This is a genomic window from Bacillus sp. CGMCC 1.16607, assembly GCF_042683745.1.
Classification (GTDB): Bacteria; Bacillota; Bacilli; order Bacillales; family Cytobacillaceae; genus Pseudoneobacillus.
In genome coordinates, this window is the sequence record NZ_JBHUJX010000016.1 from 29246 (window position 1) to 55321 (window position 26076).

Annotated in this window: 23 protein-coding genes, 1 pseudogene and 1 riboswitch; of the genes and pseudogenes, 15 read left to right on the forward strand and 9 right to left on the reverse strand. The window is 34.6% G+C overall.

Annotated features, from left to right (window positions below):
* Positions 1–107: 107 nt before the first annotated feature.
* The 10 genes and pseudogenes from ACFSO7_RS09780 to ACFSO7_RS09825 form a co-directional block, all read left to right on the forward strand.
* Positions 108–749, forward strand: a pseudogene (locus ACFSO7_RS09780) (methyl-accepting chemotaxis protein); the annotation flags it as partial.
* A 164-nt stretch (positions 750–913) separates the two neighbouring features.
* Positions 914–1612, forward strand: coding sequence for a CDP-diacylglycerol--serine O-phosphatidyltransferase (gene pssA / locus ACFSO7_RS09785; protein ID WP_377877115.1), 699 nt, complete (start codon positions 914–916; stop codon positions 1610–1612).
* Positions 1613–1780: 168 nt separating this feature from the next.
* Positions 1781–1981, forward strand: a complete 201-nt coding sequence (locus tag ACFSO7_RS09790; RefSeq protein WP_377877116.1) for a cold-shock protein — start codon at positions 1781–1783, stop codon at positions 1979–1981.
* Positions 1982–2082: 101 nt separating this feature from the next.
* Positions 2083–3552 carry an amidase family protein gene (locus tag ACFSO7_RS09795; RefSeq protein WP_377877117.1) on the forward strand — a complete coding sequence of 490 codons (1470 nt, stop codon included), beginning with the start codon at positions 2083–2085 and terminating at the stop codon, positions 3550–3552.
* Between the two features lie 239 nt (positions 3553–3791).
* Complete coding sequence (locus tag ACFSO7_RS09800; protein WP_377877138.1) at positions 3792–5345, forward strand: spore germination protein; 1554 nt, start codon at positions 3792–3794, stop codon at positions 5343–5345.
* Positions 5346–5399: 54 nt separating this feature from the next.
* A complete protein-coding gene (locus tag ACFSO7_RS09805; RefSeq protein ID WP_377877118.1) occupies positions 5400–6491 on the forward strand; it encodes a GerAB/ArcD/ProY family transporter in 1092 nt (363 codons plus the stop codon).
* A complete protein-coding gene (locus tag ACFSO7_RS09810) occupies positions 6491–7669 on the forward strand; it encodes a Ger(x)C family spore germination protein (protein WP_377877119.1) in 1179 nt (392 codons plus the stop codon). The genes ACFSO7_RS09805 and ACFSO7_RS09810 overlap by 1 nt, the downstream gene beginning before the upstream one ends.
* A complete protein-coding gene (locus tag ACFSO7_RS09815) occupies positions 7666–7887 on the forward strand; it encodes a hypothetical protein (RefSeq protein ID WP_377877120.1) in 222 nt (73 codons plus the stop codon). Before ACFSO7_RS09810 ends, ACFSO7_RS09815 begins: the two co-directional genes overlap by 4 nt.
* A gap of 53 nt (positions 7888–7940) precedes the next feature.
* Positions 7941–9029: a GerAB/ArcD/ProY family transporter gene (locus tag ACFSO7_RS09820; protein WP_377877121.1), complete on the forward strand. Its 1089-nt coding sequence runs from the start codon at positions 7941–7943 to the stop codon at positions 9027–9029.
* A gap of 134 nt (positions 9030–9163) precedes the next feature.
* A complete protein-coding gene (locus ACFSO7_RS09825) occupies positions 9164–10522 on the forward strand; it encodes an MATE family efflux transporter (RefSeq protein WP_377877122.1) in 1359 nt (452 codons plus the stop codon).
* 42 nt (positions 10523–10564) lie between these two features.
* On the opposite strand, the gene ACFSO7_RS09830 is transcribed toward ACFSO7_RS09825, so the two are convergent.
* From ACFSO7_RS09830 to ACFSO7_RS09850, 5 genes are all read right to left on the reverse strand, one after another.
* Positions 10565–10999, reverse strand: coding sequence for a hypothetical protein (locus ACFSO7_RS09830; RefSeq protein WP_377877123.1), 435 nt, complete (start codon positions 10997–10999; stop codon positions 10565–10567).
* A 68-nt stretch (positions 11000–11067) separates the two neighbouring features.
* Entirely contained in the window at positions 11068–11820 is a 753-nt protein-coding gene (locus tag ACFSO7_RS09835; RefSeq protein ID WP_377877124.1) for a polysaccharide deacetylase family protein, read from the reverse strand.
* Positions 11821–11843: 23 nt separating this feature from the next.
* Positions 11844–12473, reverse strand: a complete 630-nt coding sequence (locus tag ACFSO7_RS09840; RefSeq protein WP_377877125.1) for a DUF2238 domain-containing protein — start codon at positions 12471–12473, stop codon at positions 11844–11846.
* Positions 12474–12607: 134 nt separating this feature from the next.
* The gene (locus tag ACFSO7_RS09845; protein ID WP_377877126.1) at positions 12608–13393 is read right to left on the reverse strand and encodes a TIGR00266 family protein; all 786 of its coding nucleotides are present in this window, start codon (positions 13391–13393) and stop codon (positions 12608–12610) included.
* Between the two features lie 208 nt (positions 13394–13601).
* A complete protein-coding gene (locus ACFSO7_RS09850; RefSeq protein WP_377877127.1) occupies positions 13602–15179 on the reverse strand; it encodes a M2 family metallopeptidase in 1578 nt (525 codons plus the stop codon).
* Between the two features lie 205 nt (positions 15180–15384).
* Between ACFSO7_RS09850 and lepB the strand changes: the two genes are divergently transcribed.
* Entirely contained in the window at positions 15385–16011 is a 627-nt protein-coding gene (gene lepB, locus ACFSO7_RS09855; RefSeq protein ID WP_377877128.1) for a signal peptidase I, read from the forward strand.
* A gap of 13 nt (positions 16012–16024) precedes the next feature.
* Complete coding sequence (locus ACFSO7_RS09860) at positions 16025–16783, forward strand: carbon-nitrogen hydrolase family protein (protein ID WP_377877129.1); 759 nt, start codon at positions 16025–16027, stop codon at positions 16781–16783.
* A gap of 47 nt (positions 16784–16830) precedes the next feature.
* Here ACFSO7_RS09860 and ACFSO7_RS09865 read toward each other — a convergent pair whose 3' ends face one another.
* Positions 16831–17685: an amidohydrolase family protein gene (locus ACFSO7_RS09865; protein ID WP_377877130.1), complete on the reverse strand. Its 855-nt coding sequence runs from the start codon at positions 17683–17685 to the stop codon at positions 16831–16833.
* A gap of 16 nt (positions 17686–17701) precedes the next feature.
* Positions 17702–20782, reverse strand: a complete 3081-nt coding sequence (locus ACFSO7_RS09870) for a GNAT family N-acetyltransferase (protein WP_377877131.1) — start codon at positions 20780–20782, stop codon at positions 17702–17704.
* Between the two features lie 236 nt (positions 20783–21018).
* Positions 21019–21201, forward strand: a riboswitch (cyclic di-AMP (ydaO/yuaA leader).
* A 124-nt stretch (positions 21202–21325) separates the two neighbouring features.
* Between ACFSO7_RS09870 and ACFSO7_RS09875 the strand changes: the two genes are divergently transcribed.
* On the forward strand, positions 21326–23149 hold the full coding sequence (locus tag ACFSO7_RS09875) for an APC family permease (RefSeq protein ID WP_377877132.1): 1824 nt from the start codon (positions 21326–21328) through the stop codon (positions 23147–23149).
* Between the two features lie 99 nt (positions 23150–23248).
* Here the strand turns inward: ACFSO7_RS09875 and ACFSO7_RS09880 are convergent, their stop codons facing one another.
* Together ACFSO7_RS09880 and ACFSO7_RS09885 are read right to left on the reverse strand one after the other, a co-directional pair.
* Entirely contained in the window at positions 23249–23701 is a 453-nt protein-coding gene (locus tag ACFSO7_RS09880; RefSeq protein WP_377877133.1) for a hypothetical protein, read from the reverse strand.
* A gap of 18 nt (positions 23702–23719) precedes the next feature.
* On the reverse strand, positions 23720–24484 hold the full coding sequence (locus ACFSO7_RS09885; RefSeq protein ID WP_377877134.1) for a hypothetical protein: 765 nt from the start codon (positions 24482–24484) through the stop codon (positions 23720–23722).
* 374 nt (positions 24485–24858) lie between these two features.
* On the opposite strand from ACFSO7_RS09885, the gene ACFSO7_RS09890 reads away from it, so the two are divergent.
* A complete protein-coding gene (locus ACFSO7_RS09890) occupies positions 24859–25665 on the forward strand; it encodes a serine/threonine protein kinase (protein ID WP_377877135.1) in 807 nt (268 codons plus the stop codon).
* Positions 25666–25684: 19 nt separating this feature from the next.
* Positions 25685–25930 carry a glutaredoxin family protein gene (locus ACFSO7_RS09895; RefSeq protein WP_377877136.1) on the forward strand — a complete coding sequence of 82 codons (246 nt, stop codon included), beginning with the start codon at positions 25685–25687 and terminating at the stop codon, positions 25928–25930.
* The last annotated feature ends 146 nt before the right edge of the window (positions 25931–26076 follow it).

Below are 26076 nucleotides of genomic sequence, written 5' to 3' on the forward strand. Positions count from 1 at the left end.
TATCAAAAGGGATGGAATTAGTTGCCTCCTCAATACAAAAAGTTGTCGATTTAAGCTTGTCTGCTAATCAAAAAGCTGAATCTGGAACGGTCATTGCAAAAGAGACAGTTAGACAAATTAATCAGGTACAAGAGTATGTTGGGAATACTTCTGAAATTGTAAATGAATTAGGTGAAAGATCGAAAGAAATTGGACAAATCGTAGATGTTATTTCGCAAATTTCCTCTCAAACCAACTTATTAGCTCTCAATGCAGCAATTGAAGCTGCTAGAGCAGGTGAACATGGAAAAGGCTTTGCGGTTGTTGCTGATGAAGTTCGAAAGTTAGCAGAACAGTCAAACGCGGCATCAAATTCGATTAGAGAAATCATTATACAAATTCAAAATGAAATTAAACATGTCGTGGAATCAATGAATGACGGAAAGGAATCTGTGAAAACGGGTATCCAGAACGTTTATGAAACGGAAAAAGCCTTTACTGAAATTCTAGCCATGATTACAGGGATTTCCGCTCAGACTGAAGAAGTTTCTTCAGTTGTAGAAGAAGTAAATGCAGGAGCAGAAGATATGGTTACGGTGATGGGTGAAATATCGACTATTTCCATTCAATCTTTAGGAAATACCCAAAATGTAGCAGCAGCGGCGGAAGAACAGGATGCATCAATGGTAGAAATCGCTGCATCGATTCAGTCTTTAAGAGAACTTACAAAATCATTACAAAAAGAAATTGAAAACTTTAAGGTTTCCTAATAGGTATAAAAGTTTTGAATAGCAGAAAGGACTTCCAAAAGCGGAGGTCCTTTTCTTATAGCTTACTCTTTAAGTTGTTTCATAAATCGTTTAAAATGTTATAATCATAGTACATTTGATTTAAAATTTTCGTAGAAGGAAGATTTTTAAAAAGGAGTGAGGAAGTGCGACTTATTAAATCCATCCCCAATATGCTAACACTTGGGAACTTATATTGCGGCTTTTTATCTATCGGCTTTGCTGCAAATGGTCAATTCAAGAACGCTGCTATCCTTGTATTAATTGGAATGATGTTGGATAGTATGGATGGTCGGGCAGCTCGAATGTTAAAGGTTGATAGTACTTTAGGAAAAGAGCTAGATTCACTTGCTGATGTTGTAACATTTGGCGTTGCACCATCGTTTTTAGTTTACTATACATATTTTTATCAATTTGGTCTTTTAGGTTTAGCTGTAGCTGGTTTATTCCCATTATTTGGTGCTTATCGCTTAGCCAGGTTTAATATAAGCACGGATAAATCTTCATTAAATTATTTTATTGGTGTTCCAATCACAGCTGCAGGTGGGATATTAGCTTTATTAACGCTTTTTGGTGATAAGATTCCAAATATCATTACTACTGTAGTCTTCACAGGCTTATGTTTCTTAATGGTAAGTAGAATACGAATTCCTAGTTTTAAAGAAATACCTTTGCCGAAATATGGAACGATTGTCACTCTATTTCTTGGTTCGTTATTATTTGTCATATATAAAAAAGGAACACATGGACAATTCCCGTATTTAATTTATATCGCAACTCCATTGTATATAGCCTATTTGCTTTATCGATTTGTAAAAGGCAAAAATAAGAAACAAATTGATTAAAGTTTTTTTTGAATCGATTTGCTTATTCTAACTATTACTGTTATGATAAGAAAGAATTATTTTTGTTCAGTTTGTAAGGAAAGAACAAGTTTCCAAACTTTTCACCTGAAATAACATTGAGCAAGGATAGTAATAACAATGTGCAAGTAGCACTAGGAGGCAACACAAATGGAACAAGGTAAAGTAAAATGGTTTAATGCAGAAAAAGGTTTCGGATTCATCGAGCGCGAAGGTGGAGAAGATGTATTCGTACATTTCTCAGCTATCCAATCTGAAGGATTCAAAACTTTAGATGAAGGTCAAGCAGTGACTTTCGAAGTTGAACAAGGCCAACGTGGACCACAAGCAACTAACGTGCGTAAAGCATAATTAATATAGCATTAAACGGCAGACCCTCTTGTAGGGTCTGTTTTTTTTGTGGTAAATAAATTATAATTAGAATATTAAAAAATTTAGAGGTAGTAATAAATATGAAAATTCAATTTAATGAAATCTTAAGAGAAGAACTGACTATAAATGAAATTCAAGTGGCAATGGAGAAAGGTGAAATAACTTCAAGGGAATTGGTTTTATACTATCTTTCAAGAATAGCTAACATTGATCAAGATAGTCCAAAAATTAATTCCATTTTAGAAATAAACCCTCATGCGATTTTTATTGCAGAAGGATTAGATCAAGAAAGAAAGACAAAGGGTGTGAGGGGGCCGCTTCATGGTATACCCGTCCTTCTTAAAGACAATATTGAAACATGTGATTCCATGCATACAAGTGCAGGAACGATATTCTTGGAAAACTATTTAAGCAGTAAAGACGCTTTTCTCGTGAAGAAACTACGAGCTGCAGGAGCCATTATATTAGGAAAAACAAATATGACAGAATTAGCGAATGGGATGTCATCGGAAATGTGGGCTGGTTATAGTTCTAGAGGAGGACAAACATTAAACCCTTATGGCCCTGGTGAATTTTTTGTCGGAGGATCAAGCTCTGGTTCAGCAACATCTGTAGCAGCGAACTTGACAGTATTATCTATTGGAACAGAGACCGACGCGTCCATTTTAAGCCCTGCTGTACAAAATTCAGTGGTAGGGATTAAGCCTACTGTAGGTTTAATAAGTCGTTCGGGGATCATACCATTTACCTACTCACAAGATACTGCAGGACCTATTGCAAGAAGCGTTACAGATGCAGCCATCTTATTGGGAGCTCTAACAGGTGTGGATCCGCAAGATCCAGCCACTTTTAAAAGTGAAGGTATTGCAGAAATGGATTATACAAAATATTTACAAAAAGATGGATTAAAAGGCGCTCGAATTGGTGTGTTCAAAGATGTACCAGAGAGTTATTTTATGCCTGGAGAGTATGATAAGCGTCTCTTCAATGAGGTCATACAAACCTTCCGAAAAGAAGGGGCAGAAGTCATCGAAGAAATTGAAATCCCTTCGTTTCATAGAGAATGGAGCTGGGGAGTGAACTTTTATGAATTGAAACATAGCTTTGAAAACTTTTTAACAGGCTTACCATCCCATTATCCGATACATAGCTTTTCTGAGTTGATTCAATTTAACCAAATGCATGAAGAAAAAGCATTAAAATATGGACAGGATAAACTTGAACATCGAGACGGGCTTTCAAATACTTTAAGAGATTCTGATTATTTAATAGCAAAAATAGAAGATTTATATTTTTCACAGGAACAGGGGCTCGATTTTGCATTAAAGAAATATAATCTTGATGCCATTCTTTTCCCAGCTTATATCGGGTCTACAATTAGTGCAAAAGCAGGGTATCCAACAATCGCTCTTCCCGCAGGGTATATGGAAAATGGTAGACCTTTTGGAATAACTCTTGCATCTGGAGCTTTTAGTGAAGGGGTATTAATCAAACTAGGTTTCTCGTTTGAACAAGCCACAAAGCATAGAAAACGTCCTAAGCTAACTTAATTGAAAGTACGAATTGAAAAATTAAAAAACTAATAGAAATAGACCTATTCATGTTTCAAGGATAGGTCTATTTCTCGTTTCAAATAAAGACACCTATTTTCAAAGAAAATTACATTCTCAGTATGTTTGCCTTCATGAATAATCTCAAACACTATTTAGAATAATAAAGAATATCTGGTATTTAAAGGTAGCTTTTGCAATAGGAGGATATAGGATTGGCTCGCCAAATAAAAAGTTTGATGAAAAACAGCATAGTTAAAAACCATAAGACGAAATTTACAGAACAGTGTTCAGATTCACCAATACCTCTTTCGAAACAGCTTCATGAAAATATAGATTTTTTTAAATCCATATATGAAAATTGTTCAGATGTTGTATTTCATTCGATGGTAATGGACTCCAAAATTCAAACTTATTTTATTTATATAGAAGGGCTAACAAACGTTGAAGAAGCTAATTTACAAGTTATCACAAAAATGTGTGAAGAAAGGTTTGAATCACCGTGTGAAATAATAAATTATTTTGATAACAAACCTCCAGTTTCGAATATAAAAAAATTAATGAATTTTAAGGATTGTGTTGAGTCTATAGCTAATGGTAAACCTATTTTGATATGTGCCGGGCTAAATATAGGATTTTCTTTCAGTTTAGCCAAATGGGAGAAGCGTGGGATTGAAGAACCTACAGCTGAAGTAGGAATAAAAGGGCCAAGAGAAGGCTTTACGGAATCGATTGGAGTTAATACATCTCAAATACGACGTATTATCAAAAGCACAGCACTAAAAATGATGTCAATGAATATAGGAGAATATACGAAAACAAAGGTCATTATTTCCTATATTGAAGGTCTTGCGAATAAGTCATTAATTGATGAAGTTATGAATCGACTAAATCGAATAGAAATTGATGGTATTTTAGAGAGTGGCTATATCGAGGAATTAATTGAGGACAATCCCTATTCACCCTTTCCGCAAATATTAAGTACAGAACGCCCAGATGTAGTTTGTTCTAACTTACTTGAAGGTAGAGTGGCTATTTTAGTGGATGGGTCCCCTTTTGTTATTGTTATTCCAGCCACTTTTTTTTCATTGCTACAGTCTCATGAAGATTACTACCAGCGTTTTCTAATTAGTACTATGATTCGCTGGTTAAGGTATTTATTTTTTTTACTTTCTCTATTATTGCCGTCTTTATATGTGGCGGTTTTAACGTTTCATCAAGAAATGGTGCCAACTGATCTTCTTCTTAGTATGGCAGCTTCTCGAGAATCTGTCCCATTTCCTGCATTAATTGAGGCATTAATGATGGAAATTACTTTTGAAGCATTAAGGGAGGCTGGAGTTCGTTTACCTAAACAGGTAGGTGCAGCAGTTAGTATTGTAGGGGCATTAGTAATAGGACAAGCAGCTGTTTCGGCAGGTTTAGTTTCTGCACCTATGGTAATTGTTGTAGCCATAACAGGTATTGCTTCATTTATGATACCTAGATACGCAATGGGAATGGGGATTCGATTACTGCGCTTCCCGATTATTTTTTTAGCAGGTGCATTGGGATTATTAGGCATTATGTTAGGGATTATTGCGATGGTTATTCACTTGTCTTCACTTCGTACCTTCGGTGTTCCTTATTTAACTCCATTAGCTCCACTAAAGGGAAATGAATTAAAGGATACTTTATATAGAGCCCCTTGGTGGAAACTGAACACTCGTCCCCATCTAACTGGACATAATGAACCGTTTCGTCAGTCACCGGGAATGAAGCCTAGTCCTGAAAACGATAGTGGTGGAGGATGATGATAAATCCCTACTTAAGTATTTAAACTGATTAACCATGGAGTTGAGAAAAGTATGCTTGAAAAAGGGAGAATTTCCTCATTTCAAATGGCAATGATGTTATTTCCAGCAATCTCCGCTACTGCTGTTTTAATTGTCCCAGGTGTTACGGGAAGATATGCTGAAAATGATATGTGGCTTTCACCAATTATCGCCTCAATTCTTGGCTTTATTACAGTTTATATCGCTTGGAAGCTACATAATCTTTATCCAAACCAAACAGTTATACAATATAGTGAGAAGATTTTTGGGAAAATATGTGGAAAAATGGTGGGTTTTCTATATGTATTATTCTGTATACAAATTAGTGGGATAATTGTTCGAGAGTATTCCGAATTTATTAAATTCAATATTCTCTTCAATACACCAACTTTAGTTGTAAGTTCTTCGATTATTTTTTTAGGTGCATTTGCAGTCCGCGGGGGAATTGAAGTCATTGCAAGAATCGCTACTGTTTTTACACCTTTATTTATCTTTCCTTTTATTTTATTATTGCTTTTAATCCCAGATTTAGATATGAAAAATTTCCTCCCTTTTTTAGAAAATGGGATGTTACCTGTAATAAAAGGAGCAGTTGTTCCACAATCATGGTTTAGTGAATTTTTTCTTATGTCTTTTATTATTCCCTTTGTATCAAACAAAGGAAAGTTACTAAAAACAGGAATGGTCACAACAATCATGGTTTTACTTTGTTTTGTGTATATGAATTTTATTATTTTAACATTATTGGGAGGATCACGTATTACGAATATTTATCCTGTATTAACGGCTTTTCGTTATATCGAAGTAGTGGAATTTTTCGAAAATTTCGAAGCGGCTATAATTGCAATTTGGGTACTTGGTAATTTTGTGAAACTTTCTGTTTTTTTATATGTCTCTTCGTTAGCATTTAGTCAATGGATAAACCTCTCTACTTATAGACCAATGGTATTCGTGATTAGCATTTTAATTATATTATTCAGTTATTGGGGAATACCAAATTACTCTGAATTGGAACACTTTATTATCTTTGCTGATTCGTTTTTTCTTACATTGGTTCAAACATTTATTCCTCTTATCTTACTAATAATTGCACTTATTCGAAAATCAAAAGGAGAAAATACATAATGAAGAAAATTTTTCTAGTTATTATTTTATGTATTTTAACCTTACTTTTAAGTAGTTGCTGGGACCGATTCGAAATTAATGATATGGCAATTGTGACAGCTGCTGCAATCGATCTTACAGAGGATAATCGAGTAAAACTATCTGTCCAAGTGTTTATCCCACGAACAATTGGTGGGGGTGGTGAAGTGAGTGGGGGTGGGGAATCCTCTACTTTAGTTCGAACGGGTACAGGTATGAACTTAGCAGATGCTGTTTCTAAGCTTCAAATGAAATTGCCTAGAAAAATCTTTTGGGGGCAATGCAAAGTATTTATTTTCGGTATGGATATGGCAAAAATGGGAATACAAAAACAGCTCGATTTTCTACTCAGACACCCACAGCCAAGAGAAAGGGCCAATATGTTTGTTAGTAGGGATGATGCAGAAAAAGTGATTCAATTACTTCCCCCTTTAGAAAAGTATTCAGGAGAAGTACTTAGAAAATTAGCTGATTTGAAAATTGGATTAAAGGTATCGATGAAAGATTTGGATATTATGCTTACCAATGAAGCGCAAGCAACAGGCCTACCCTTGATTGAGATTTTACCACCTGAAAAAGGAAATAAGGAGACAGAAACTATTCCATATATTAAAGGCTCAGCGGTATTCAAGGAAGATAAAATGATTGGCATTATTGATGAAAGAATAACACGTGGAATATTATGGCTGAAAAACGAGATGAAAGAATATACGGTTTCCTTTAAACCTAAGAATGAAAATGGGGAGATATCGCTGAATCCGGTTAAAGCTGATGTGAAATTAGTCCCTACAATTGAAAAAGGACAGTGGAATATGTTTGTTAAGGTAAGAACCGAAGGCGATATCGTCCAAAATGAGACAAAGCTTATTGTAATGGATGTAAAGGTTATTAAGAGACTTGAGGCTGATTTTGAAAAAAATATCCAATCTAGAATTGAAGAAACGGTAAAACTCCTTCAAGAAAAATTCAATGCTGATATAATCGGCTTTGCAACAGAATACCACCGGCACTTTCCAAAGGAATGGCAAAAAGCCAAAGATAATTGGGATGTATTGTTTCCGAAAATAAATGTAAAGGTAGATGTGGAAGCTATAATAAAACGACCTGGATATATTAATGAGCCAAGTGGTTTGCCTGAGGGAAAGGTGGAAAAGGATTGAAATGGTCAGTATTTTTAAGTGTATTGCTAATTAGCGTAGTGATTGTATTATTCGAGTGGAAAAAATTAAAAAGCTATCCAAAAAAAGATAAGATATCTTTCTTTACATTATTAACGATAGCATGTGTACTTTCAATTTTTGATCTTCAAAATATGTCTGGACCAGTAACATTGCTTGAATATATTTTTAAACCACTTGGTAAGTTCATGGAAAAATAAAATTTATTTGTTTGGATATATTTCATATTCTCAAATAAGAGGAGGGGGAAATTGTGGAGAAGGGAAAAATTTCTGCATTGCAAATGAGCATGATGATGTTTCCAACCATTATGGCTACCGCTATTCTAACAGTTCCAGGATTTACAGCTAAATACGCTAAGCAAGATTTATGGATTTCTCCACTATGGGCTTCTTTAGTAGGATTTATGACCGTATACATCTCAGTAAGATTAAACAATTTATATCCAAATTACTCTTTCTTTCAAAAATGTGAAAAAATACTTGGCAAATTACTTGGCAAATTATTAGGCAGTATTTATGTTCTATTGTTTATTTTAGTCTCTGGCCAAATAACTAGATCTTATGCTGAATTTATTACCGGTGTCTTTTTTCCAAGAACCCCAATTAGTGTTATCATTATTTCAATGATTATACTCTCGGCTTTCACGGTAATCGGAGGAATTGAAGTAGTAGGCAGGGTTTCCCAGATTTTTTTCCCCATTTTTTTTATTTCTGTCTTATTTATTTTCATGATGTTGATACCACAATTAAAACCAGAAAATATCTTTCCCATCATGGAATTCGGTGTACTTCCATCTATCAAGGGTGCTATTGTTTCCCAAGCATGGTTTGGTGAGTTTTTTTTAATCTCATTTTTGCTACCTTTACTTTCAGATGTCAAAAAGGGAATGAAATGGGGGATGATCACCGTTTTTTTGGTACTGCTAACATTCATAACCTCTAATCTCTTGGTACTCTTCATCTTAGGACATCAAACACAAGTGAAAATATATCCTTTTCTAGTAGCTGCAAGATTTGCTAATATTGGAAACTTTATTGAAAACTTGGATCCCTTGATCATAGCTTTTTGGATATTGGGAGCGTTTGTAAAAATTACTGTATTTTTATATGTTACGGTATTTGGAACTGCACAATGGCTAAATCTATCTGATTATAGGCCAATCGTTTGGCCATTAGGAATATTAATTATAGAATTTAGTTTTTGGTCGTTCCCAAATTTAATGGCAGCCAGTCGTTTTGATACAACCATTTGGCCTTTTTGGGGAATTCTTATGCAGACTCTCATTCCATTCGTATTATTAATTTTAATAAGCTTAAAAAATAAGTTTAAAAAACCATAACAACTATTCCAATTTGTCATTTCATATTTGGTAGTTGATATATAGATAAGAAATTCAAATAGAGGATTTTTTTACCTTTTTAGAATATAATGAAGTTTACTATTGTTCGATAAACAAACAAGGAGTAAACCTCAATGTATCAGACATTTACATTAAAGGAAAAAATTAAGCAATTATTATTTTTATTAGTACCAATCCTAATTACTCAACTTGGAATGTTTTCTATGGTGCTTTTTAACACGATTATGTCCGGTAAATACAATGCATCCGAGTTAGCAGGTGTGGCAATTGGTTCAGCTATTTGGAATCCGATTTTTACAGGTTTAAGCGGGATTCTCCTAGCTGTATCTCCAATTGCAGCCCAGCGGATAGGAGAGAAGAAGAATAGGGAAGTTTCATCTGTTTTGACTCATGGTGTTTATATTGGATTCCTTATTGCCATATTAATTATTTTTCTCGGCTTTTTCTTGTTGGATCCTTTACTTGTTCAAATGAATCTACCAATTCATGTTCAAAAAACAGCCCATGATTATTTAGTTGGCTTGAGCTTTGGTATCATTCCGTTATTTATTTATAATGTTTTAAGATCTTTTATTTATGCTCTAGGAAAAACAAGAATTGTGATGGTCATTTTACTTTGCTCGCTACCGTTTAATTTCTTTTTAAATTATGTTCTCATCTATGGAAAAGTAGGTTTTCCAGAACTAGGTGGAGCAGGGGCAGGATATGCAACGTCTATTACTTATTGGGTTATCGCATTGATTACAGCCATAATTATTAAAAAACAACAGCCTTTTTCCTCCTATGTGAAATTTTCTTATTTTAAAGAGTTTTCGCTCGATGAAAGTAAAGAAATATTAAAAATTGGAGTTCCGATGGGATTGTCGATATTTTTTGAGACGAGTATGTTTGCTGTAGTAACGATATTAATTAGTAAATTTAATATCACTACGATAGCTGCATATCAATCTGCTCTTAATATTGTGTCTTTTTTGTACATGATTCCAATTAGTATTTCGATGGCCCAGACTGTCTTGGTTGGATTTGAAGTCGGTGCGGGAAGATACAAAGACGCAAAAGCCTATAGTTGGTTAGGAATATACTTATCAATTCTGATTGCTCTCTTTACCGGTTTGTTAGTTGTTCTATTCAGATATGAAGTAGCTGGATTTTATTCTAATGAAACAGCTGTCATAAATCTAACTGCTCACTTTTTAATTTATGCTCTGTTCTTCCAAATATCTGATGCGATTCAGGCAACTGCACAGGCGGCATTAAGGGGATATAAAGATGTGAACATTGCCTTTATTATGACTTTGATCGCTTATTGGCTCATTTGTTTACCAGTCGGCTATTTATTAGCACACTTTACAAAACTCGGAGCACCAGGATATTGGATTGGTTTAACCGTCGGCTTGCTCGCTGCAGGAGTCTGTTTAGCTGGAAGACTTATTTTTATTCAAAAACGAAGATTTGTAAGTGAAGCATCTTAAGAGTAGAACACCTTCTTGACAGAAGGTGTTCTTATTTTCCTTTTAAAGGTCATTTAAGTTAATCTGAAGGTTACGTAATAAAACATCTGTGTTTCCACCTTTAAAAGTAAAAAAAAGCGGATGGTTCTTATCGTCAAATACCATTAAATAAGGCTTTTCATCTTTGGTGAAAACTAAAATGATTTGGTCTGAATTGGTATTTATCCATTGATTTTGAATATGAACTTTTGGATTTAATGGAATTTTAATCATATATCCTTTTTTGGGAATTGGGTTAATTTTTACATAGATATGATCTATTCCAGCAATGTATTTTTTTACTTCTGCTTGAAACTCGTCTTGCAGTGGAACTGCTTTAATAACTTTCCCTTTTTGAATGTCAAACACTTCAATATTTTTATCTATCTCAGCAAAGCCAACGGGTGAATGAATTAGCAGTATAGATATAACTAATAGGATAATTTTTCGAAACTTCATTAATACACCCCTTTATTATTGTGCATAAAAGAAGGGTGAAAATGAGCACCAGATTATTCAATATATGGTTATTTTAAGATTAAAGAGGGATCAAGAATTTTTGGATCCGAACGAGTTAACATCTCTGAAACGGTTACACATCTATAGCCATCTTTATATAAAGTTTCTAAAATATTTTCGAGTGCTTTAACGGTTTGTGAGCGATCTCCGCCAGCATCATGAAAGATAATTATATCTCCTGGTCGTTTATCTGAAACCATATTCCTAACAATTGTTTGAATTCCTGGCTTTTTCCAATCTTTAGTATCTTGATGCCAGGACCACAATATAACCTTATACCCACTCTCTACAGCAGTATTAACAATTTGTTCATCATAATATCCCGCTATAGGGCGAAAAGTTGCTGGGCTATATCCAGATATTTTTTTTAATACATTTGATGTGTGTTTTAATTCATTTTTAAGCTTTGTCTTATTAAAATTATCTTTGAAATAATGACGATATGTATGATACCCTAACTCATGTCCTTCTAACACTTCTCTTTTAATAATATCTGGGAATCTTTCGGCCTCAGCGCCTATAACATAAAAAGTTGCTTTTGCGTCATATTTTTTCAAAGTATTTAATATTTGAGGTGTATAAATAGGATCTGGTCCATCATCAAATGTAATTGCAATTAGTTTCTCTTTCGTTTTAACATCCCATATGACATTTCCAGTTTTTTCAAACTTCCCACGTTTATATGTATTCGCATGTACGGAATGTAAATGAAAAATACAAGAAAATAGGGTAATGAAAATAATAAGTAAGTTTTTTTTCATAAATAGTAACTCCCTAATATTTATCAATGTTTTTTATTAATAAGTAATAATTTGTTATGCCATTTTGACAAAAGCAGAAGGGAAATTATTGAACCAAGTAGTAAAAAGGACATATCCCACTGAGCATCCCATTTATCTCCTTGAGCCCCTAAAAAATCTTTCACCGCATGTCCACTCTTAAATATTTTGGTACTAGACCATTCAATTAGTTCATAAAAAGCCCCAATGGCAAGTGTGATGCTTAAAACAATAAAAGTTAATAATTTTCCAATAATTAATGGAGATTTTCTAATTAGCAATTCTCTTATTACAATAACAATCAGACCTTTAAGAAAATGCCCAAATCGATCATAATGATTTCGTGATAGATCAAAATAGTCCTTTATCCAATTAAAAAGTGGCACTTTAGAATAGGAGTAATGACCACCAATAAAGGTTAAGATCGTAAGTAGAGCAATAATGAAATAGGATAAAGTTGTGAGTTGGAATTTTCGATAAATAGCAATGAAAAATATCAAAACAACGACAGATGGAGCAACTTCCATCATCCAAACTAAATATCCTTCTTTTGTATGAATAAAAGACCAAACAAATACTGCCAATATAACTAAAAATAATAGAATATGTACGATTGTCTTCTTATCATTAGACAATGAGTTCACTCCTAAAAAATTCTGTTTTGAATAGTATTTGTATTATTCAATTCATCATTCAAAGATCAAGTTATCAAAATGTAAAAAAGCCTTCAAGCTTGAGCTTGAAGACTTTTCGCAAAAAATAATGATAATCAATCACCATCGAATAAATTGAATAAACCTTTAGTAATACTTCCTTCATCTTTGGCTCCACCAGCCGAAGGCATAGCAGCGAATACACGGCTAGCCAAACGGCTAAATGGAAGGGATTGAATCCAAACCGTTCCTGGTCCACTTAATGTAGCGAAAAATAAACCTTCTCCTCCAAATAATGCCGTTTTAATTCCTTTAACCATTTCGATATTATAGTTTACACTGCTTGTCATTGCCACTAAACAACCAGTATCAACTCTTAATAAATCACCAGGGGCAAGGTCTTTTTGAATAATTGTTCCCCCAGCATGAACAAATGCCATACCGTCTCCTTCTAGCTTTTGCATGATAAAGCCTTCGCCACCGAAGAACCCAGCGCCAATTTTTCTTTGGAATTCGATCCCAACATTTACCCCCTTGGCAGCAGCGAGAAAGGCATCTTTTTGACAAATAATTTTTCCTCCATGCTCACTTAAATCCATTGGAATTATTTTTCCAGGATAAGGGGAGGCGAAGGAAACTTGTTTTTTTCCAACTGCTTGATTTGTAAAGGTAGTCATAAATAAACTTTCACCAGTGAGAACCCGTTTACCTGCACTAAATAATTTACCCATAAATCCAGTACTCTCGGAACCATCTCCAAAGATGGTTTCCATGTGAATGCCATCTGCCATCATCATTAAACTGCCAGCTTCGGCAACGACAGTTTCACCAGGATCTAACTCGACCTCAACAAACTGCATATCATCACCATAAATTTTGTAATCAATTTCATGATTTTTCATGCTTTTCCTCCATATGTAAGACTTGTACGATTTAATTTTAAGGGAAACGAGAATTTGCTTCAAATTTTATATTTGAAGAACGAATGATTTTCTATTATGTGTATTACCTAAGTAAGAGTCGCTCATTTTGAAGCTTTATCTATGAGACTTTAATCGCTTAAATAAAAAGATAGAGGGGAAGTATTTTCCTCTCTATCCCTGTGACCATTTATTTGCAGTACAATTCAACCATATGTGCAGGGTTTAGTTTTTCCCCTGTTACACGACGTATTTTTTCGTTCCAATCATAAAGTGCAGCAGGTTTGAAAAATTCATTGAGAAGCATTTCCCCAGCCTCTTTTGTGAAAAATTCAGGTGAAATTGTGGTTTCGATATAGCGAAGAAGTTGGGCTGCCATCAATTCGCCAAGTAAATAATTTTGATAATAAACTGGTGCAAGTGTAAAATGAATTTTCGCTGCCCAATCTGGATTGTCAGTTGAATCAGGTGGGGTTACTAACTGAATTTCATTGACTGTTTTCCACCATAATGCATTTAGATCTTGGTCAGGATTTTCATATAGTTCTTTTTCAAAGAAGACAAAAGTAATAATCCATCTAGCAGAAATCAACATTTGAAGCTGTTGGTATTTTTGTAATTCAGGAGTCAGTTCGTTTACAATTTCTTCGTCCACTTTTAAAAATCTCTTCAGCCAGCGAGGATCTTTCCCCATTTTTCCAAACAACATAGCGATGGCTTCCGTTGTTAATGTATGACTAACTGTTCGTAGGCTAAATGGTAAATCGGAATCTACAAATTTAAAATAGGCAGCATGGCCAAATTCATGTAGATTTGTTTCCATCCAGTAAGCACTATCAGTGATATTACAAAGAACACGAACGTCACCTTCGCGATCTATATCAGTGCAAAACGCAGTTGGATTTTTCTTTTCCCGAGGGAAAAGGTCGCTCTTTTCATATAGGTCAGAAATTTCAATTCCCATCGAATCAAACGTGTCCGTTGTAAGCTGAACGATATCTTTTCCTTTATAAAAAGGATCTAAATTTGTAGCATCAGATGGTGGCGCCTCTTGGAAAAAAGGATCAACATAATGCCATGGACGAATTTCACTTGCTTCAATACCAAATTTTTTAGCTAAACGCTCATCTAACTCTTGTTTCATGGAGCGATAAGTTTCTTCTGACTGGATTAATAAATCTTTAAAGATCGTAAATACTTCGTCACGATTTAGTTCTTGCAAAGCAAAGCTCATTTGATGATGGTTTTCATAGCCTAGAAGCTTAGCTGCCTCATTACGTTTTTTGACTAGCTCAAGTAATCCTTTTTCGACTACTTTACCAACCTCTTTACTTGCAAACCAAACTTTTTTACGTAATTCTTGGTCATCGCTATTGATAAGAATCTCACGAATTTCATTTGCAGAGTAATGCTTCCCGTCAACCTCTGGTGAAAAAGTATTAAATAATAAATTTAATTCTGAAGAACGTTTGGCTAAATCAGCTAGAACCTCTTCAGGAAGTTGATTTTCTTTCATACTATCAAGCAAAATTTTAAGCTGGCGTTTCTGAACATCTGTTAAAGATTCACTTTCCAAATACTGTTGTGTTTTTTCGTATGTATCTTTATGCGAGAATAGTAGGTTTAATTTTGTTTGTGCATCACTAAGTTTTTCAGACCAAAGTGGATCGCCCGTTGTTTGTGCCATCCAGCTAGATTCTGTTACATCTTTAGCAAGTTTCTGTGTTTGATCATTCATTTCTTGCAGAAATTTCTCAACTGTTTCCAATATCATCACTACTTTCTATTGTTATATTCCTAATAGTAACACTTTTGTGAATTTGATGTCTATTTACAACTACCTTAAGCAGGACCATATAATTAAATTTTTGAATTTGAAACTAAGTCCAATATTTAACGTAAAAATATTAGATTATTTCAGCTGGAATCTATTATAATGTTAATAATGTTGCTACTTGAAGGGAAGACAAATGATGTTGAAGAAAAAGAATAAGATTGTTAGCGAATTAATGAGCTGGGGAAGGGCAATTGTATTTGGAATTTCCATTACCTTGTTTATTAGTATTTTTATCTTTCAACCATTCAAAGTTGAAGGAAGTTCGATGGAACCTACTTTCAATGGGGCTGATCCTTTTGATAAGAACAAGGTTGGGGACCATGTAATGGTGTATAAAAGCTCATATTTGCTAGGAAGTGAACCAAAATTTGGTGATTTAGTCATTATCGATAGTCGCGTTAATAGAAATCGAACATTTAAGGATGAATTGCTAGAAAATCCGATTGTTGAGCTATTTAGAAACGGTGAAAAGGGAAATAAATGGATCAAACGAGTCATTGGTGAAGCGGGGGATACATTAGAGATTAAAAATGGTAAAGTATATCGAAACGGAAAATTATTGACTGAAGATTATATTAAAGAAGAAATGAATGTGTATGATGATGTTACATTTGTAGTTCCTAATGATCATGTTTTTGTCATGGGAGATAATCGTAACCATAGCGGTGATAGTCGTGAAATCGGACCTGTTCCATTTGATAATGTCATTGGAAAAGTAGTTGCTCGTTTTTATCCTTTTAGTAAAATGAGTCATTTTGAATAGGTAGGTCATATTGATGAAAATAGGATTAGCTCAAACTAGATTTCCTAATTCCGCAAATGAAGGTAAAGAGATTGTAAAGAATATGATGAGGACAGCCAAAAGTAATGGATGTGAACTGATTTGCTTCCCTGAATCCATTATTCCTGGTTTACGAGGTGTTGGTTATCTTGTCGAAGATTACGATCATCGTACCCAAATAGCGGCTTTGGATGAAATAAGTGCTTTAGCAAATGAACTTCAGATATCAGTCATTTTACCAATGGAGTGGGAAGATGAATTAGGGCTACATTTAGTTGCTTTTGTCATTGATGAAAAGGGACTACTTGTAGGGTACCAGACAAAAAATCAAATAGACCCTGATGAAGATGGGTTTGGTTACCAACCAGGAGAAGGACGTCAGATTTTCGAAATAAATGGTGTGAAATTTGGTATTGTCATTTGTCATGAAGGCTGGAGATATCCAGAGACAGTGAGATGGGCTGCATTACACGAAGCTAGTATTGTTTTTCATCCGCAGTTTACAGGTGAGGTCAATAATCCTGATTTCTTTCATCATGCGATGGTATGTCGAAGTTTAGAAAACAATATTTATTTTGCGAGTGTTAATTACGCTCTTCTAAATCAGGGAACAGCAACAACATTAATCTCACCAACTGGTGAACGATTAATTGAAGCAGATAAAAATGTGGAGGAGTTAATTGCCTACGAAATTGATCCGCAAAAATCTACAAGATTACTTGCGAATCGGTTTAACCCTAAGCTTTTAAAATAAAACAAATGGCTATCCAACCTCGTTGGATAGCCATTCATTTAGGTGTACTATTTTATAAAAGGTTGTATTTTCGGGAAAACCTTTAAGGCGGTTTCGTAAAAGACTTGTTGATGAAATTCGTCAGGTATTAAATCTTTAATAAATTCAATGTAAGGTCCGATTGGGATCAATGGCCAGTCGGTTCCAAAAATTAATTTATCATAGGAATCTGCAAAAACTAATGCGTGACGTAAATGATCTAAAAAACGTCCTTCACTGCGTTTGTCTAATTCTTCTTTCGTTCCCACAATTAAACCAGACAGATCTGCATAAACATTGGAATTCTTATAAATGATTTCCGCACCAGTGATCGTCCAGGGATCACCAAAATGCGCCATCATAAAATTAATCTTTCGATGCTTGACGGCAACCTCGTCTATGGCAAGTGGGTGGGAGTATTTTAAAAATCCACGTTCCGAATAAGTGTCCCCAGTATGAAAAACGACAGGAAGCTCGTATTTTTCCGCTAACTGATAAACGGGTTCATATACATCATCATAGGCATAGAAAGGATAATATCCAAGATAGATCTTGATCCCGACGACATGAGGCTCTTGTAGTTCAGTTTCTAAACGTAAGAGAGCATCATCTCCAAGATCGTAAGGATTTACTCCTACACAGTAAACAATATTAGCAGGAAGATCTATATCCAAATCTAGTCCCATTGGCGTTTTAGCTTCATAATCTGGAAAGCCCATCTGTTCCGTTTCGGTAAGACCCATTCCGATACCGAGAACAACATTAGCTTCTTTGAATTCTTTTATAATTCCTGCTTTTGAATAATCAACAAATGACAAAGTTTCTGCTGTTTCATGAAATGATTTAATGTTTGAGAAATGGATATGTGCGTCAATGATTTTCATAACAATCTCCTGTTGATTAAAATTGAATTCTTCTTAGTTTTTCAAGAAGTTGCGCTGAAAGGTTTCTTTCGTCAAACAACATAAATAATGGAGCTGTTTGATGACCATCTTTGCCAGGCTTAGCTGTTTGACTATAAAGAACGTGTAATGCGTCTTTATTTGTGTAGCTTTCTGCGTTTGCGGTATAGAGACTTGGGACAATATAAAGCTTTTCTTTTTTTGACACGGATGTAAAATAGTGATCTTGATCTAAATGAATTGGAAACTCTTGTATTCCAGCTTTATATTGCTTTGTTTGATTGTAGTTATTCGTTTCTACCGAAAGATTGGATAAATCCTCTCCACCTAAAAAGAAATCTGTATTCCAATTGACCGATTTAAGATTTTTTCCACCGGTATTTTCTACTTCAAGAATTGTTGCGATAACTGGAATCCCAGGCAACATTAAATAATATTGAACATATTGAACACCTTTCCATTCAGGATGTTCGTTAATTTCAGTTCGAATAGCGACGCCACTCCATTTATTACCTTGAAGATCTAATTTATCAACTGGGCTAGCTGTATGTTTTTCCTTCATGAGTGAGAAGGTATTTAAATCGTTAGGAGCTGTTTTCATTCCACCAGCCCAAGGATTCCACCAGCCTTTTGCTGTTACTTCAGGGAATGAATAATCAAGCCACTCATAACCATTCACTTTGATGGAATATAGACCTGGATAGAAATCTGGTGCTGTTTGAATCGTGATACAGCCATTATTTACTTCAAAAGAAGTGAGTGAATGTATTGTTTCCGAATGCTGGTAAACAAGCTGTTTGGTTGGTAACAAAATCAATTCTTCGAGCTGAGTCGTCATACTATTTGTTTTAAATTCACCCTGTATAATAGAGACATTTGTCAATTTGTCAGATTGGAAATCGAAAGAATGTGAGGTTTTCTCCTCATCTTTATCCAATTGGCCTTGATATTCATTCGAATCATTTACAGTTACTTGTATTTTCCCATCTAAGTAACTATTACGGTATGTGTTTAATGTAATAGAAAGCTTCGAGTCTTGAATAATGAAGTTATTAACTTCAAAATCGGTTTCATGAAATACTTCGAATTTTTCAGTATATTGGGATTGTGAAACAAAGGCTCTAAAATCTTCCCATTTTCCAAATGCACCAACAGAAACAATCACTTTTTCTGTTGACGCTTTGCAGCCAGGTTCTATGATTCCGAGGTCATCCTCAATAACAAATTGCCAACCTTCTGGACTAGCTTTACATCTATTTGACCAAGCAACTCCAATCGGTTCAGGATTATTTTCAGAAAAATACCAATTTCCAGTGATGCTAGATGGTTTTAAATCGCCATATTCCAATATTCTATTTTCCGAAAAGTAGATGACTTTCTCCTCGATAGGGAAATATGTTTTGTCCATTTCGTGATAAAGAGAAGAACTAATCGCAACGTGTTGTCTTGATTTCTTTCCTTTATTTTCAATCTCTATCCATTTGTAGACAATTCCATCACCAAATAATTGTAGGTTTTGAGATAAGTGAACATCTTCCATATCATCTGACTCAAGAGCTATTTTTAAAATAATTGAACTCGCATTTAATTCCCAAGTAACAGCATTAGGTTTTTTCTTCGTAAATTCATTTGTATAAGGTTTTCCTAGTTTAGGTGGTAAGAATGCAAACGGCTGTTTTTTATCACTGTTTTTCGCAACCGTGATAAGCAAATCTCTCTTTCTGACATTTATTTGGCTTAGTCCATTATAAATATGCCAATAATCCTTCGATTCGCCGCCAAATTTCTCTCCTAATCCTTTTAAAGCAACATTTATCTCTTGCTCGAATTGGAATTCAGTACTATTCATCATTTTAGCTATGACCGAAATATTTGGTTTGTAAAAGCCATAGTTTTTGACAATGAAAGGAATAGAAATCGTATTTCGACTATTTTTAGGTAAAATAACCTTAAAAGAAGAATTTTCTAATTCGACTAGTTCACTTTCAGGGAAGTGAAGAGTATACTCGATCTCTTCTTGCAAATTATTTTTGATCTCTAAGTCAAAAAAGTTCTCTTTGTTTAAGTAACAAAGATTTCCTTGGAATGTAGTAGAAAGTTTCGCTGGTGGCTTAGGGAAAACCCCAAGCTTCAGTTCGCATTCATGACCATTAATGGTTACGTTTACTGATAAAGTAGGATGTGTCCTCCATGGACTAGGTTCATCACCTTGTTTGGCGGTTACTAATCCTAATAGAATGGCTTCATCTTGAACAATCATTTCGGATTTGATTTGATATTTAAGTCGGTCATTACCAGATCCATTTACTTGTAAAGTAGCAGGTGTAGTTGATTTATTAATAAAAGTAATCTGGAATTTTTGTTCCTGCTGCTCAATGATTTCATGTTCTGCTAGCTGAATTTTTAATAAGAATTCATTTGTTTCAATAAGATTCATTCCGCGACTTGTTCTTTCAAATTGTACACGTACAAATTGGCTGTTATTTTTCCAACTATATTCATAAAAAGTAAAACCATTTTCCTTTGTTCCATCTGGTTTTACCTCGATGAGCCTCTCACTTGATTCGTACCAATCTAATTCCTGAAAGACTGGTTTTAATAGTGATGTTTGTAGAACTTGTGGGATAAAGTTCATTAAATGAGTTGTATCATCACGGTCCTCCCAAAAGAATCCACATTTTTTATATAGTGGTACCGCTTTTGTATTACCTGGCCATGTATATAAGTCTAAACGTGGCCAACCTAGTTCGATTGTTTTTTCTAATGCTTTTAAAAGTAGCTTCTTGCCAATTTTTTGGCTTTGATAGTCTGGTCGGACGTTAAGTAGCGGGATATACAATGAACCTGTATCTTCTTTGTATTCAGATAATCCACAATAACCAACGACTTCTTCTCCATCAATCGCGAGATAAAGCTCAATATTATCCGAGTTTGCTTCCTTCTGTTTCACTTGATCTTCAGTCATGACACGAGTATCTCCACCCCAACCATCACGACTTAAATTCCACATTTTTGCAACTTCCTTTGCCCATCCTTCATGGTATTGGACAATTTCAATTCCTTTTTTAACAATTGCCATTTCTGATTTCCTCCAATTACGTTTCTATTTTCCTTTTAATAAAAGTGATTCGATTTTTCATAGTTTCCATTCTGCACTACCTCCTTTATTATTTTAGGAATGTTTTACCAATCCATTTATAATGGTAAATGCTACTGGATTCGTTGTAAAGAATATTGCGAATTTTAGTGTAATTTTGGGAATAAAAAAATACTTTACACAATGAAAACATGGGAGTATGATAATTTTCAGTTCATATTTCTAAATCGCTTAATCCGGTAGGAACGGGGAAACCAAATTTCGTGATGGCTATGGCGGCATCACTTGGGGTGAATCCTTATGAAAAGACTGGCATTTGCTAAGACCTTTTCATAAAAGGTAGGGCAACTCAACTGTCCGAACCCGACAGCTAACCTCGTCAGCGTTCATTGGGAGGAAGGTGCAGCTAAAATAGACGTGTGCATACATGTCCATAAGGCTTATTAACTTTGCCTTGTGGGCATTTTTGTTTTTAAAAAGGGGAATATAAAGTTAACATACAAATTGAATGAGGTGCGACCCTTCATGTTATCATCGTTTAAGAGGCTTTTAATTGGCAGACCGCTAAAGTCAACCGAATTAGGGGAGCATAAATTAACGAAATTGAAAGCATTAGCTATTCTTTCTTCAGATGCATTATCATCTGTTGCTTATGGACCCGAACAAATTTTACTTGTATTAATAACTGTAAGTACTATTGCCTATTGGTATTCGATTCCGATTGCAATGGGAGTGTTAATTTTATTAGCGGCACTTATTTTATCCTATAGACAGATCATATTTTCTTATCCACACGGTGGTGGTGCCTATGTCGTTTCAAAGGAAAATCTTGGGGTAAACTCTGGATTAATTGCTGGTGGTTCTTTATTGGTCGATTACATTTTAACGGTTGCTGTAAGTGTTTCAGCAGGAACCGATGCCATTACGTCAGCGATTCCAAGTTTACATCATCATAATGTGATGATTGCGATTATTTTTATCATCTTTATAACGATTTTAAACTTAAGAGGAGTTACCGAGTCTGCCTCCTTTTTAGCCTATCCAGTATATTTATTTGTTTTGGCATTATTTATTTTAATCGGAGTGGGGATATTTAAAATCTTTACTGGGGATATACCATCTGATTTACATGCGCCACTTGGCACTCCTGTAGCTGGAATCTCATTGTTCCTTTTATTAAAAGCTTTCGCATCAGGAAGTTCTGCATTAACGGGTGTGGAGGCTATATCAAATGCGATTCCTAATTTTAAAGATCCTGCTCCGAAAAATGCAGCGAAAACGCTGCTCGCAATGGGGTCCTTGCTGGCACTGTTATTTACTGGGATTATTTTTTTAGCTTATTATTATGGGGTTTCACCAAAAGTAGAGGAAACGGTTGTCTCACAAATTGCATCACAAACATTTGGGCGAAATTTCTTATATTTCTTTATTCAAGGGACTACTGCTCTCATTTTAATTCTTGCAGCGAATACTGGTTATTCTGCTTTTCCAATGTTAGCGTTCAGCTTAGCAAAGGATAAGTATATTCCACGTATGTATACAATGAGGGGAGATCGATTAGGGTATTCGAACGGAATTATTACACTTGGAATTGCGTCCATATTATTGATTATTATTTTTAGAGGACATACAGAACAGCTGATTCCTCTTTATGCAGTAGGGGTATTTATTCCGTTTACCCTTTCACAAACAGGGATGTCACTCAAATGGATGCGTGAAAAACCAAAAGGCTGGGTAACAAAGCTAATCATCAACTCAGTTGGAGCCATTATAAGCTTTGTTGTTGCGATGATGTTCTTTTTAACAAAATTCGCGCAAGTATGGTCCATTTTGATTTTCGTTCCGTTTATGGTTTATGTCTTTCATCGGATAAGAAAGCATTATGAGTTAGTTGGAGAACAATTACGGATTTGTACAGATGAGCCGATAAAGCCAATTGAAGGAAATGTGATTATTGTTCCTGTTGCAGGAATCACACAAGTGGTTGAACACTCAATCAATTACGCTAAATCTTTAACAGATCAAGTCATCGCTGTATATGTTGCTTTTGAAAGAGAAGATGAGAAAATATTTGAAGAGAAATGGAATAAGTTTCACCCAGATGTTCGGCTGGTAACTTTACATTCTCGTTACCGAAGTATCATACATCCATTAACTAAATTCATTGATACGGTGGAACATAAAGCAGCAGAATCCAATTATTGGGTGACGGTCTTGATCCCTCAATTTATTCCTAAGAAAAGCTGGCATAACACACTCCATAATCAATCTAGTCTAATGATTCGTACCTATTTGCTATTTAAACGAAATGTCGTTGTAGCTACTGTGCCGTTTCATTTTAAAAAATAAAGACAAGGACTAAAAGGGTCAAATAGTTGCAATTAAAAGAAAGACTCCATGGGTAATTTAATTCATCATGGGAGTCTTTTTTTTGCAAGTATATTAAAATTACTTATTGATCTTAGTTAATCCCATGGCAGTATGATTCCATAAAATATTTTGAACTGAATCCCATTGATCGTCATTGCATCGAACCATAAGGATGATTTCTGAAGAAATTTTTTTGTTTCCCTTTTTATTTTTTTTAATTAACCATAATTTCAGGCTTACCCCGAGGGAAATTCCAAATACCGCCCCAATGATTCCCCAAATGATTGGTCCCCAATTTAGAATGTAGCCATAAATGGATCCTAGCAGCATGAAACAAGTTCCTAAAATAGCACCAAGATCGAATAAACTAAAGCCATCTGCATGATGAATCGTGTCAAATATTTGCCTGGGTTCGGTTCGTTTATCGAGCGGGGCTGCAAATATCTTTTCCTTTGGTATTCCATTATGCTCAAGTGATGAAATGGCTAATTCAATAAAGAGGGAATTTTCAAATGTTGCAATAACTAGCATGGTACATCACTCCTTGTATTAAACAGGGAACTTATAATCAGTGTTTTGATAGTTTAGACGAAGATATTTTGACATTTCTTTCTCGAATAATTTATTGTACTCAACTGAAGAAGAATACGCATCATAGAGGATGAACAAATAGATGGATGGAAGGTATAACAACCATTGTTTATCCATTACATCCTTCGCCATTTCAAATTCACCTAACATCGTATGTTTAATTCCTAACGGGATATGACCGAAATACAAAATAGCAATGGTATACCCAAAAATAAAAAAGCCTGTAATGACTTTATGTAGATAAAGATGTCCAAGTCCAGGAACTAATGCGGACCAGGCAACAGCAACCCAAGGATGACGTTTATCCAAATAATTAATTCCCCATGCTCCTATTTTTATTGGTAAAATCGGCGCATCTTCTCTATCCGCCAATATATATTGTTTATTCATATCCACAGTTGATCGATAACTATCCCAAATACCTAGCATATAAATTCCAACATACAAAATTAACCATCTTTCTTTAAGTACCTCTTTCGCTGTATCGAACTCACCTATTAAAGAATAAAAAATCCCTAGATTCACATTTGCCATATTATTGATAAACAGTTCCCATATAATAAGAACAAATGCGGGTAAAAATCGATGTTGCATTAAATGACCAAACCCAGGGTATGAAAAAGAAAAAAAAGCTACAACATAGGGATTTCTTAAGTGAAGCTGAGATGTTGAAAATGTAGACATATAGGCTCTACATCTGCGATAAGTTGGAGGCTCGTTCATTTTAAATACAACTCCTAAAACACTTAACATTTCTGAAAAATAATTCCATAAATAATTCCCTCTTATTATTTTCCATATTTCCATTTTCATACATGTTATTGGTATAAGTGATTATGTTAGCTAATTATTTATAGAATGAAATCAATATTGTAAAATATATATAAGTCAATAAAAGGAAAGGGTTGATTCACTTGTTAAAGAAGTTGATAAAAGCACTTCTCAAAGGGAAAGTACACTCTAAGCATCATTATTCGAGTAGCGATTATAAAAAAAGACATTATGGGCACAAGTCATCTAAATATGGACACCAATTTTATAAAAAGAAGCACCGATCAAGTGGTTTTTTCAAATCATACAGCAGTAGTTAACTGAGCATGTTTAACTTATTTTATGATTTAATCGAAAGACCGTTGAAGGAGGGGCATATTCTTCAAAATCGATATCAAATTATTCAATTTATTGGAAAAGGCGGCTACGGAATTGCATATAAAGCAGAAGATCAATTGACAGGTCAATTTGTAGTTGTAAAACAATTAAGAAAACGGAAACGTAAATCAAGGAATGGTCAGCTTGAGCGAGAGGCAAAAATACTAACAATTTTTAGTCATTCTTCGATACCTAGTTTTATTGATTTTTTTCAAGAAGACAATAAAATCTTCCTTATTATGGAGCATATGAACGGTAAAAATGTCGAGGACCTAATCTTTTTATATGGCCATAAATATAATGAAGAGAATAGTTTTCGCTTTTTATTAAAAGTGTTACAGGTAGTAAAGTATTTGCATGATAATGAGATTATTCATCGGGATTTGCGCCTCCCTAATATTTTGATTGATGATCAACACATTTCCATTATTGATTTTGGCCTCGCGGCTTGGATTCATGAGAAGGATTTAGATCATCTTTCCTCTATGCCAATGGAAAAAAGATTGTTGCGGGAAGTTTCCTTTCAAAGTGACTTCTATGCTTTAGGACATTTTGTTCTTTTCTTATTGTATTCAACGTATGAAACGTTCTCTAAGCAAGAGAATAGTTGGGAAGAAGAGTTAGTGATTAAAGATGGTTCTAGAAGAGTGATTCGTAAACTGCTCAATTTGGAAACTGGTTATGAAAATGTAACTGAAATTATTAATGATGTTGAAAAGGAACTTCTGGATTTTAAAAATGAATTAGTGTTTTAATAGGAGGCAAGTAAAAGTTATGGAAGCATCAGTAATCATCTATACCACAAATGATTGTATTGAATGTACAATGGTCAAACAGGTGCTGACACAAGAAGGTATACCATTTGAAATTAGAGACATTTCTGTCAACCCAGAATATCAAAGGGAAGTAGAAAAGTATGGTTTTTTAGGAGTGCCTGTCACAGTCGTAGGTGATATGGCAGTAAAAGGGTTTAACAATGAATTGCAGAAAGTATTAGAAAAGTTAAAAGAAGACAAATAGAAAACACCCTTCCATTCGAATTTCTTTCGTGAACTGCCCCCTGTCAAGTAGACAGTGGAAATAATAAAATGATTTAAGCGGCTTTAGCTCTATATTCCATAGGGCTAAGGCCGTTTAATCGTTTTTGATATCTATCATGATTATAA